The organism is Paenibacillus sp. FSL R5-0486 (genome assembly GCF_037975155.1).
Taxonomy (GTDB): Bacteria; Bacillota; Bacilli; order Paenibacillales; family Paenibacillaceae; genus Paenibacillus; species Paenibacillus amylolyticus.
The window spans coordinates 6,639,787-6,651,685 of record NZ_CP150237.1 but is presented as its reverse complement, the minus strand read 5'-3'; the positions used below and the strand labels follow the sequence as shown (position 1 = coordinate 6,651,685).

The window sequence follows — 11,899 nt, the reverse complement described above, 5'->3', positions numbered from 1 at the left end:
TTTAACCAAACTGGGCTTGATGCAGTCGGCTGTACGAGCCTTGACGCGCGAGAAGTTCTTCATGACTTCCTTGTTCAGCGACGGTGCCGTTCTCCACGACTACGATGCGATCGGCGTGTCTGATGGTCGCCAGTCGATGGGCGATCACCAATGTCGTACGTCCCTGCGCCAGCTCGGATAAGGCCAGCTGAATGGCGGCTTCCGTCTCGGTATCGAGTGCGGATGTTGCTTCATCCAGAATGAGAATTGGCGGGTTTTTCAGGATCATTCTTGCGATGGATAAACGTTGCTTCTGTCCGCCGGACAATTTCACGCCACGTTCACCGATCATGGTGTCCAGTCCATCTGGCTGGGATTGTACCAGCTCTTCCAATTGGGCCCGGCGAATGGCTTGCCAGATTTCCTCATCGGAAGCATTCAGTTTGCCGTATGCAATATTTTCTCGAATTGTTCCATCAAACAGGAAAATATCCTGCTGCACAATCCCGATATGGGAGCGCAGTGATTCCAGCGTCATGTCCTTCACCGGAATGCCATCGATGGAGATATGTCCTGCATCCACATCGTAGAAACGTGGGATCAGACTGCATAACGTCGTTTTACCTCCGCCCGAAGGTCCAACCAGAGCAACCGTCTGGCCTGCCTGAATATCCAGATTGACCTGAGACAACGTAGGTTTGTGTTCTCCATAAGAAAAGGTAACGTTATGGAAAGCAATATCACCTTTGACATCCGGAATCGGTTTTGCCTGTGGTGTATCTTCTACATCCGGTACAGCTTCAAGAAGCTCCAGGTAACGTCTGAATCCGGCGATGCCTTTGGGGTACGTCTCGATGACGGAGTTAATCTTCTCGATCGGTCCAAGGAATACATTGGATAACATCACAAAAGCGATGAACTCCCCGTAGGTCATACTGCCTTGAATGACAAACCAGGTTCCACATACCAGTACAAACAGGGATACAAATTTCATCAGAATGAAGCTGAGTGAAGAGTTCCAAGCCATAATGCGGTAGGTGATCAGTTTAGTGAGTCTGAAACGTTCGTTGTTCTCGACGAAACGTCCTACTTCATGTTTTTCATTGGCAAAAGCTTGTACCACACGGATGCCGCTCACATTGTTCTCGACCCGTGCATTATAATCGGCGATATCCGCAAACATGCGCTTGAACGCCTTGGACATTTTGCGACTGAAATACAGCGACAGGTAGATCATCAGCGGCACAATGATGAACGTCATCACAGCGAGCTGCCAGTTGATCCCCAGCATAATCCCGAAAGCTCCAGCGAGTGTCATGAGGGCAATGAATAGATCCTCGGGTCCATGATGCGCGATCTCACCAATATCCATCAGATCGTTGGTCATGCGGGAGACCAGATGTCCGGTCTTATTGTTATCGAAGAAGCGGAAGGACTGCTTCTGTACTCGCTGGAACAGTTCACGCCGCATATCGGATTCGATGTTAATACCAAGCTTGTGGCCCCAATAGGTCACTGCATAATGGAAAAAGGAACTGAGCAGGTAGATGCCGAGCAACCCAACACACGCCGCTAAGATCATTGACCAATTGCCAGCCGGAAGCAGTTGATCGACCACCCGGTTAACGGCGAGTGGAAAGGCCAGCTCCAGCAGAGCGGCAGCGATTGCACAGGAGAAGTCCAAGATAAAGAGCCTTTTGTAAGGACGATAATAAGACATAAAACGGCGAAGCATATGTAAGTCCTCCTCGATATGACACAAATGCCCGAGCAGGATGATTAGCCTTTCCGGACACCTGTATTCATGCTTATGTTATTTACGGTTTTGCTCGGCACGTTCTACGATCATATCGGCGAATTCTTCAGCCTGACCTTGAATCGCAATCGGGTCAAAGTACCAGTAACGGTCTTCCAGCAACTCATACACCTGATTGTTTTTTACAGCCGGCAGGGATTGCCAGATGGCACCACCTTGGTAATTTTTATTGTTCTCTCCAACGGTCAAGAAGATATGATCCCCTGCATAATCACCAACAACTTCACGCGAAATCTCTTTCCATTGGGTATCACCCATCAGTTCTTTTTTGGTGATTTCGAGTGGGGCAAGTTGCAAAGCACTGTAGACCGCTTGTCCTCCTCGACCAAAATTGTCTCCATATCCATAATAACTCTTGTCGGATACTTCAAGGATGGAGAAGGTTTCCTCCGGTTTGATGACTGTTTTCACTTTAGCACGAGCGGCTTCAATCCGTTCATCGTACGTTTTCAGCCATGCTTCGGCTTCTTCGGATTTGTTCATCAGCTCTCCGAATCCCCGGATTTCGTCGTGTACATTGGTGAAAGTACCATACGGAATGACCACGGTCGGTGCGATTTTTTGATAACTCTCAATTTCGCTGGCCTGATCGGAGTAGGTAATGATCAGATCCGGGTTCATGGCAATGACTTTCTCCATGGATACCGCCGCCCGATCACCGATACTTTCGATGCCCTCCACCTGATCTGCATAGAACGGGTTTTCCAAATAATATTGAACAGCACCAACGGGTTTCACACCCAGTGCGAGCAGATCACTTACGTACATATCGGTAACGATTCGTTTCGGTTCAGCCGGAATTTCAACATCTCCGCTTAATGACTTGTAGATCCGTGTAGCATTTGAATTGTCTGAACCGGACGACGTGTCTGTGTTCGTCTCGGAAGAGGCTGTTGTTGTTTCGGTTCCCGCTGCCGATGTCTGTTCAGTGGCAGTCGAGCCTGTTCCGCTACTACATGCAGCCAGAACCATAATGATGGCGAGCATAAGAAGCAAGCCGGAAAAGCGTTTTTTTGCAGCAAACATATTTTTGTTCCCCCTGTATATAATCAATAATGATTATTATTCTCATTAATAACATAGAGGAAGATGTGATATTTGTACATGGACAACTATGATCACTACTGCATGGACAATTATGATGTGAGGTGACGCATGATATGCTGCAATTGCTCCATAACGGACAAGGGATCAAATCCATAGAACATGTCGGCATCAATCTCGTATACACGTCCTTCACGAACGGCGGATAGGGTGCCCCAGGATTCCTGATTCAGCAGGTTAGCCAGCATTTCTCGTTTGGCAGGTTCCTCAGGGAAGGAGACAAACATGTGATCTGCGGCATACAAGTGAATCTCAGACAACGGAACATGAATGTATCCCGTGAGTAACTGCCCATCCTGCTCCATACGTGAGGGTGGAGTGAAGCCCAGCGATTGATACAGCACATGAGAGGCTCTGCCCCAGCCATGACCGTAGATATAAGCCCCGTCTTCTCCAATCATAAACATGCAAATGGCGGACCCTCGTGTTCCTTCCATCTGTTGGTCTAACGTATGATTGGCTTCTTGTTCCAGTTGATGATATTGATCTAACAATGCTTGTGCATTGGACTCAAGCCCGGTAATTCTGCCCAAAAGAAGAAGCTGCTCCTGCCAATCGATTTCCTCAAAGGGCATCAGAATGGTCGGTGCAATCAGACGTAGTTCATCGGAAGCGGGATGCGGTGCATACCCGACAATGACATCGGGCTGAGCGTTTGCAATCAGATCCGTATGTTTAACCAGCTCATATTCGGAATGTTGCTCGAATGGTTGATGACCATTTTGAACATGCTCACCCAGTTTCTCTTCCATCCAGCTGGCTATGGCACCCATGTGGGGAGTGTGACCCAATGCCAGAAGTGAAGCCGTATAGTTGTAAGTCAAAGAAACAATCTTTTTGGGCATTTTCCGGTAGTGTGTTGGTGCTGATCCAACCATCTGTTTGAATTTGCGGCTTAGATAAAAGGTGTCCCTGTAGCCTGTCAGTTGTGCAATCTCCTGTAGCGTAGGGTTCGCGAACAACAGATGCTCCTGAGCCATCCGGATCCTGAGACGGGTCACATATTCAACAAACGTAAGACCTGTATGTTTCTTGAACTCCCGTGAAAAATGCTCAGGACTCACATTTGCATCCCTAGCCAATTGTTCGCGGGTCAGCGGATGGGTATACATCTGATGGATATGTCTAAGCACGGCATCAAGCCAGGAGTGATCTTCATGAGCAGAATGAGCCACATGATCCCGTAAAATATCCAGTAACTCGTAAAAAAGCATATGTGGCCTGAAGGGGCTGGAATCACGGCCTGCCGTACTGGCTTGAACCAGCTCTACTGCCCTGTCGGTGAGAGTGCGACTCGCAATGGGAACTGGTATCCCGAACGGCCAGAAGAGCTGTTCATTTTCAGTGGAATCAAAAGCAATAGCAATGCCCTGTACTGGCGACAGGGAGCCGCGCTTGTTCTCGTGCTGAAGCAGGTTTCCAGCTTGCCGAACGACTGCACAGCCTGCATTTAATGTCAGTTTACCCTCTGTACTGATCAGCCTGGCCTGGCCAGCAGTAATGACGTATAACACATGAAGAGTGCTCCACATTTCATCTATGCGGGAGAATGCCTCGCGGTCGTGAAGCTGCACCAGATGGCACGGCTTGAAGTGGGCAACAGGTACGGACTGAATCTTCTGCAAGGAAATGGGACGGGACAGCGATTTTTTATGATAAATAGGCTTGGAAATATTCATTAGATAACTGTCTCCTTACATAAGTCAGCAGGGACAGTATTCGTCTCATGCCCCTGGTGTACTGGCGTAATTCTCGGATCTCGACTATTATGCAGTATATACTATAAACGGAGTGACGTGGATGGACAGATTGAACAAATCAACTTTTTATTTGAAAAATAGATAAAGTGGTTGAAATCGCTATCAACACCGACTATAATGAAAATGTCGAAACGTTTCAATCTGGCGTTTACTGCCAGTTTCATTGTATTAGGCACGAACTGTTTATAGAGCGCCAGATTGAAAGACGTGTCATGACCATCACTAATGGTATGGATTGGAACGGGACGCATTCAACCGTGGCCCTATAAGGATGGGAACGAGGATTTTTTTTGAGAACACCTCGAAACGTTTCGATTGACATCCATCGCTATGATATGTATAAAGATTAATAAACGATAATGAAGGATTTAGTGGTTGTTCTAACCATGTACCGTATAAAATGTAGATAACCTTAGAATTTGTTCTATATAAATTGAACTAACATTTACACAAAACGGAGAGGGCAGAAAGAACCTGAAGAAGCAAGGCGTTCGCCTTTATCCCCGGATTTTCACCCTTATAAAAGGGAAACAAAAAATCTGGGGATAACAGCGATCGGAAGGTTGTTCTGTCATCGGAGTGGTCAGTGTAAATATTCTGTAGTTCAATTTATATATAGTTTAGAAGGAGCGAACGTGGAATGGCAACGATTAAGGATGTGGCAAAGCTGGCAGGTGTAGCACTCTCGACTGCTTCCTATGCGCTGAGCGGGGATAGCAAGGTTAGTGCCAAAACCAAGGCTAAAGTGCTTGAGGCAGCACGAGAACTGAATTACCGCAAGAACGGCTTTGCCATGGACCTGAAACGGAGCCGGACAAACACGATCGCTTTGATCCTGACCGATCTGTCGGGCCCGTATTACTCGGAGTTGATCCGTAGTGTACAGGATGTAGCCCTCGCGAACGGATATGACCTGATTGCTTGCAGCTCCATGGGTGGACGGGATTCAACGGCAGTGCGATTTTTGCGTGAAAAAAGAGTAGATGGAGCCATCATTCTGGCGCATAACATTCATGATGATATTCTGGTAGAATCTGCCGGTCATCGTTTTCCGATCATTGTGATGGATCGTCAGCTGTCGAGTGACCATCTGGTCAACGTGCTGGTGGATGGAGAGCAGGGCGGTTACCTTGCAACCCGCCACTTGATCCAGGCTGGACATCAGAAGATTGCTTATATCAGCGGTCCATCCAACTCGTATGACAACGCGCTCCGTTACCAAGGGTATCTGCGAGCGATGCGGGAAGCGGGACTTGAAGAAAAGTCCAAATGGCGTCTGAGCGGTAATTTTGTACGTGAGGGCGGATACAGTGCAACCAAAATGATGATCATGCAGGGCGATCTTCCCTCAGCGGTATTTTACGGTAACGATGAGATGGCGATTGGTGGCCTGAAGGCATTGGAAGAGCGTGGTGTATCGGTGCCAAATGATATTTCAGTGATCGGTTTTGATGATATTCAGTTGTCCGAATATGTGCATCCACCGCTGACAACGATACGCCAGCCGAAGCATGAAGCCGGGTCGCTCGCCGGACATCTGTTATTCCAGATGCTCAATGGCGAAGCGGTTGACCCTTCATATACGTTAACGATTAATATGATCGAGCGCAGCTCTGTACGTTCGGTTTAGACCGAGTCTGAACAACAAAGAACTGCCTGCATGCTGAAGTAAAAGTTTAATGATGGGGTTATCGTCCGGACGGGCTTTAAAAAGCCGGTTTGAAGAGGCCCCTATTCTTTTTCAAATTTATCGAAACGTTTCGATTTTAACTAATTCAAGGAGTGAACCTTATGACAACGATGATTAATGAACCGATCCGGTTAAGTGCCGGAGAGTTATCCTTTACCTTTTTGAACAGTGGCGACCTATACCAGGCTACATCCGGTACAACGATGTTAAACCAGTTGCTCAGCAACCAGATTGATGGATCATTGAACAACCTGTACCTGCGTGTACATGAGGGAGAGAATATCAGCTCGTTCCCGTTGCTCGGTGTACGTTCGAACAGCAAGGTGATTACAAGCAAGGCACAATCCAGCAACCAGTTGATCTGGGAGGGCACAGTCCAGCTGGAAGGTAGCGAAAAAGGCATTGGCTATCAGGTCGTATTTACAGCTACACCTCAAGGTGTATGGTTCTGGGATGTGAAGCTCACAGGACAACAACATAACGTAGATGTGGTATACGGACAGGATGTTGGGCTTGCAGATCCAGGTGCGGTACGCAGTAATGAGGCTTATCTGTCACAATACATTGACCATACGGTGTTTGAAGATGAGGCGAAAGGTTATGTCGTTTGTTCCCGTCAAAACCAGCCTCAGGGCGGTGCATTTCCATATATGCAACAAGGTTCCCTGACCAAAGCAGTCGGTTACTCCACAGATGGATTCCAATTCTTCGGTCTGTCATACAAGGAAACGAATCAACCAGAGAGCTTGAATCGCCCAACGTTGGCGAATGAGACGTATCAGTATGAATTTGCCTATACGGCATTGCAATCTGAACTGCTGAATCTGAACGGAGAAGCTCAGGTGGTCTTCTATGGACTGGCGAAGCCTAATCATGCCGAAGGAACCTCTGCACTGGAGTTCGGAGATGAAGTTACCGCAGCATGGAATGAAGTACAGGCTCTGACTGTGGAAAATGGTGATACGTTGGAACAGGTGAAACTGTCCTCCTTCCTGGGTGAACCACTGGTTACACTTGATCTGACGCAAGATGAGATTCATGATCTGTTCCCTGATCGTCATCAGGAAGAGCACAGTGGTGAGGAACTGTTGTCCTTCTTCACAGGCAGCTATGAGCATATCGTTCTGAAAGCAAAAGAATTGCTTGTGGAGCGTCCGCATGGTCACATTCTGATGAGTGGTGGCAACGTGCAACTTGGAGCACAGGTTATTACGACAACATCGTATATGTACGGTATTTTCAACTCACAACTCGTTATTGGTAACACCAATTTTAATAAAATGATCAGTAATGCCCGCAATGCATTAAACGTGCCGAAAACGGCGGGACAACGCATCTATGTGGAAATGGACGGACAATATCGTCTGCTGACGATGCCCTCCCTGTTCGAGATTGGCTTCAACTATGTACGTTGGATCTACAAAACGGCATCCGATACGATCATCGTGACGAACTATACAGGGGCACACACCACCGAAGTGAGCATGAACGTACGCTCCACAAGTGGCACAGCATACCGTTACCTGGTAACAAACCAGATTACGATGAATGTGAATGAATACGAGTATCCGTTGCATATGACGCAGGATGGCGATACTTTGATCTTCAAGGCTGATCCACAAGCGATTAGTGCAGGGACGTACCCAGATCTGCAATACCGCATGTCGGTGGACGGCGCAGCTGTGAATGTAGGGGACGAAACGTTGCTGGCAAGTGGTATCCGCAGTGGTTCCGCATCACTGGTTACGCTTAGTCTGGAAGCGAGTGCTGAATGGACGCTGAAGGTACAAGGGGTATTGGAAGGTCAAGCGGACAGCGGAGTGGTAGCAGGTTCAAGCCTGACGTTTGAAGAGGAAGTGCAGGCATACCGCGAGTTCTTCGCAGGTGTGATGAACGGGTTCCGTTTGTCCCGTGGAGAAGGTCAGAGTGCAGAGGATCTGTTCAAAGTAAATGCGCTGGCTTGGTGGTACACCCACAATATGCTGGTTCACTATTCTGTGCCTCACGGTTTGGAGCAGTACGGTGGCGCGGCTTGGGGTACACGAGATGTGTGCCAAGGTCCGGTGGAGTACTTTATGGCAACGCAAAAATATGAGCAAGTTCGCGATATCATCAAAATGGTTTATACCCACCAATATGAAGATGATGGCAACTGGCCGCAATGGTTCATGTTTGATAAATACTTTGCGATTCAACAGGAAGAGAGCCATGGCGATATCATCGTATGGCCGTTGAAAGTATTGGCGGACTACCTGACAGCGACTCGCGACTATGCAATCCTGGATGAGAAAGTACCTTATACCGTCAAGCATAGCTTCGGGTTCACGGAAGAGACGGCAACGGTACTGGATCACGCGAAAAAAGAGATTGAATATATCCGTTCGCACTTCCTGCACGATACGTTCCTGTCTTCCTACGGAGATGGCGACTGGGATGATACGCTCCAACCAGCCAATGCACAGCTGAAGCAATACATGGTAAGCAGTTGGACGGTGGCATTGACGTATCAGTCCGTGAATGTGCTCTCGCAAGCGCTGAAATTCAAGGATGCGGACTTTGCACAGGAGCTTGATGTGCTGGCTCAAGGCATTCGTGAGGACTTTAACCGTTACATGCTGGGCACAGATGTGATTCCAGGTTTTGTATACATGGAAGAAGCGGACCAAGCGAAGCTGATGCTTCATCCAACAGACACAGAGACAGGCATTCAATATCGCTTGTTGCCAATGACGCGCAGCATGATCGGTGAATTGCTGAATGCGGAGCAAGCAGAATCGCACTATGCCTTGATCCGTGAGCAGTTCCTATGCCCGGATGGCGTGCGTCTGATGAATCGTCCAGCTCAATATGCTGGTGGTGTAAGCACACACTTCAAACGTGCAGAGCAAGCGTCCAACTTCGGACGTGAGATTGGTTTGCAATATGTGCACGCCCATATCCGTTACGTGGAAGCGATGGCGAAGCTGGGTAAGACAGATCAGGTGTGGAATGGTCTCGCGATGATCAACCCGGTTGGTATCGGCGAGGTTGTACCTAACGCGGAGATTCGCCAAGCGAACTCATACTTCAGTAGTTCGGACGGTAAGTTTAATACGCGTTACGAGGCACAGGAGCATTTTGACCAGCTTCGTAAAGGGACTGTACAAGTGAAAGGCGGATGGAGAATCTACTCCAGCGGCCCTGGAATCTACATGAACCAGCTGATCTCCAATGCACTTGGCATTCGTCAAGAGGGCGGCGATCTGGTCATTGACCCGGTATTGCCAGCTGAGCTGAACGGCATGCAATTCGAATTCGAGTATGCGGGTGAGCCAGTGACGTTCATTTATCACTTGAACGAAGGTGCTGTGAGCCGTGTAGCGGTGAATGGCAAAGACATTCGTACTGAGCGTACAGCGAACCGTTACCGTCAGGGCGGGGTCAGCATCTCACTGGATGAGTTCAGACAAGCACGCAGTGCAACTGAGCGCACGGTTGTTGATATCTATATGTAATTTCATAGCATGATGTACACCAAGGTCATCCTCCTTTATTCAAGGCGGGATGGCCTTTTTGGCATATGCTCATAATCCACTAGCGCAGCGGGACCGCCAGCAACGTGTACAACAGCTCATTATGCCGCACATGTTTTGTTACGTAGCCCTGTTGCTCCAGCCAGCCGCATAGCTCATCCAGCAGAGGGAAGTGACGCTCGCGTAAGGCGCGCAGCTGTTCCTCGTGTCCTGTGGTTTCTGCCTGCCGAATATAGGAATCACGGTGAGTCGCATCAACAAACATCAGATCGGTTAGGCCGATACGTCCGCGCGAGGTTAATACCCGCTGCATCTCCTGTAATGCCAATAGTTGCTGATCTGGACTCAGATGATGGAAAGCAAAGCTGGATACAACAAAGTCGAAGGAATGATCGGCAAAAGGCAGCGCCAGGAAATTACCAAGTTTCACATGCATCTCAGGATATTTGGTACGACATCTGCGTAGCATCTCCCGGGATTGGTCGATTGCAGTCATGTCTGCGCCGTGCTGTAGCAGTTTCCCAGCCAGATTACCTGTGCCTGTACCAATATCAAGTCCTTTCTCACCAAGGGCGGGAGAGATCCAATGAGCTGTCTGTTCGAGCGCTTCGTCATAGTTGTGATACAGATAAAAGGAAGACTGTACCGTATCATTGGAATCGCTCGGCGTGGAATGATCTGTATCCTGGTTTGGATGTGAAACTTCATTCTCATCGCTTATAGGCGAGGGGTTGGCCGAATGATGCCTGTCCTCTGAATTGGGATGTTCAGTACTGACTCTGCCTTCTGCCTGCACTCGCTGATCATGGATGGCTGCCTGCGTGTCATAATTCCACCGATCATGCCAGTTCTGCCGGGCTTCGCGCAGGCGACGGGCACTGTCCGCGAGATCGTGTAGATGGCTGACATCCAGCGGACCGTCCTGACGATTCAGGTCTATCATGCGCTGGGTTGTATCCATCATACGTTTGAGCTCAATCCACTGGGCATACATGACGGCCTGTTGCAGCTCCAGATATTCTTCCAGCCGTTGCTGGTTCCCCTGATCGATCTCTCCGAGCGCGTGTGTAATATCCTGCAACGACATGCCAATCTCACGCAGCGCAGCAATGGTCTGAAGCCGCCAGATATCATTCTCCGTATAGGTACGATACCCGTTACTGGACTGTTTGGCGGGGAGAATTAATCCTTTTTCCTCATAAAAACGAATGGCTCTCGCCGATATACCAAGCCTGCTTGCTGCCTCTTTGATGTTCATCATGCATCCCCCTCCTTATCGAATGAGTATAAACTATGACGTAACGGCAAGGTTAAGTGTTTATTTCATTTTGCGAAAAGGTTCAATACCGAGTGGAATTTTAGTCAAAGCTGAGGCTATGCTACAATATATAGAACAAAAAAACTTAAATAGTGGAGTAAACGAACAATGTCTTCCTATTCCTAAGTTTCTCAACGTTCTGAACTCTCTTAACTTTCCCGACGTTGTAACGCACAGCGTTGTCGACTATAGCACGAAAGGTTGAATCATTATGCTTACCAGCCATACATTTACGATTCGTCCATCCGAGATTAAAGATGCAGCCCAGCTAATGGAGTTGGATGCCCTGGTATGGGACAAATACACCTCTCCTGCACCGATGCAATGGCGTTCCAGACAACAATATCTGCAGCATTGCCCGCCAGGCAGTCAATTGATTGCGGTGCAGGGAGAGCGGGTATGTGGTTATGTGGGCTTTAATCCAGCCACAGGTATGCCCGTCAACCGTCATGTCTACGAGATTCATATTGCGGTTCATCCTCATGATCGGCGTTGTGGCATTGCCACAGCTTTGATGGATGCCATTAAGCAGCATGCGGCCCAACAAGGCGTTCGCAAGCTCAGGCTGCGCGTACTTTCCAGCAATCCGGGAGCCATCACGTTTTATACACAGTGTGGATTTGTGACGGAAGGCAGGCTGGTGTCCGAGTTTTATATCGGAGACAAGTATGTGGACGATATTCTTATGGGTTATTTTATCCAGACCAAATAGAAACTAGC

The 11,899-nt window shown here is 48.4% G+C and carries 7 protein-coding genes; 3 read left to right on the top strand and 4 right to left on the bottom strand.

What is annotated here, in order from left to right; all coding sequences use genetic code 11:
- Position 1 precedes the first annotated feature (1 nt).
- The 3 genes from MKY01_RS29430 to MKY01_RS29420 all read right to left on the bottom strand — a co-directional run bounded on the left by MKY01_RS29430 (position 2) and on the right by MKY01_RS29420 (position 4,578).
- Complete coding sequence (locus MKY01_RS29430) at positions 2-1,714, bottom strand: ABC transporter ATP-binding protein (RefSeq protein ID WP_127548945.1); 1,713 nt, start codon at positions 1,712-1,714, stop codon at positions 2-4.
- Between the two features lie 78 nt (positions 1,715-1,792).
- Positions 1,793-2,821, bottom strand: coding sequence for an ABC transporter substrate-binding protein (locus MKY01_RS29425; RefSeq protein WP_339284542.1), 1,029 nt, complete (start codon positions 2,819-2,821; stop codon positions 1,793-1,795).
- Between the two features lie 110 nt (positions 2,822-2,931).
- Complete coding sequence (locus tag MKY01_RS29420) at positions 2,932-4,578, bottom strand: AraC family transcriptional regulator (protein ID WP_339284540.1); 1,647 nt, start codon at positions 4,576-4,578, stop codon at positions 2,932-2,934.
- A 721-nt stretch (positions 4,579-5,299) separates the two neighbouring features.
- Between MKY01_RS29420 and MKY01_RS29415 the strand changes: the two genes are divergently transcribed.
- Both MKY01_RS29415 and MKY01_RS29410 read left to right on the top strand, forming a co-directional pair.
- Positions 5,300-6,289 (top strand): LacI family DNA-binding transcriptional regulator, encoded by a 990-nt coding sequence (locus MKY01_RS29415; protein ID WP_127548952.1) that lies wholly within the window; start codon positions 5,300-5,302, stop codon positions 6,287-6,289.
- Between the two features lie 161 nt (positions 6,290-6,450).
- Positions 6,451-9,843, top strand: a complete 3,393-nt coding sequence (locus MKY01_RS29410; RefSeq protein WP_339284538.1) for a cellobiose phosphorylase — start codon at positions 6,451-6,453, stop codon at positions 9,841-9,843.
- Between the two features lie 79 nt (positions 9,844-9,922).
- Here MKY01_RS29410 and MKY01_RS29405 read toward each other — a convergent pair whose 3' ends face one another.
- On the bottom strand, positions 9,923-11,122 hold the full coding sequence (locus tag MKY01_RS29405; RefSeq protein ID WP_339284536.1) for a methyltransferase domain-containing protein: 1,200 nt from the start codon (positions 11,120-11,122) through the stop codon (positions 9,923-9,925).
- 268 nt (positions 11,123-11,390) lie between these two features.
- Between MKY01_RS29405 and MKY01_RS29400 the strand changes: the two genes are divergently transcribed.
- Complete coding sequence (locus tag MKY01_RS29400) at positions 11,391-11,891, top strand: GNAT family N-acetyltransferase (protein WP_339284535.1); 501 nt, start codon at positions 11,391-11,393, stop codon at positions 11,889-11,891.
- The last annotated feature ends 8 nt before the right edge of the window (positions 11,892-11,899 follow it).

Coding starts and splice junctions, on each gene's coding strand:
- MKY01_RS29430 (WP_127548945.1), bottom strand. CDS start 1,714: ATGCTTCGCCGTTTTATGTCTTATTATCGTCCTTACAAAAGGCTCTTT.
- MKY01_RS29425 (WP_339284542.1), bottom strand. CDS start 2,821: ATGTTTGCTGCAAAAAAACGCTTTTCCGGCTTGCTTCTTATGCTCGCC.
- MKY01_RS29420 (WP_339284540.1), bottom strand. CDS start 4,578: ATGAATATTTCCAAGCCTATTTATCATAAAAAATCGCTGTCCCGTCCC.
- MKY01_RS29415 (WP_127548952.1), top strand. CDS start 5,300: ATGGCAACGATTAAGGATGTGGCAAAGCTGGCAGGTGTAGCACTCTCG.
- MKY01_RS29410 (WP_339284538.1), top strand. CDS start 6,451: ATGACAACGATGATTAATGAACCGATCCGGTTAAGTGCCGGAGAGTTA.
- MKY01_RS29405 (WP_339284536.1), bottom strand. CDS start 11,122: ATGATGAACATCAAAGAGGCAGCAAGCAGGCTTGGTATATCGGCGAGA.
- MKY01_RS29400 (WP_339284535.1), top strand. CDS start 11,391: ATGCTTACCAGCCATACATTTACGATTCGTCCATCCGAGATTAAAGAT.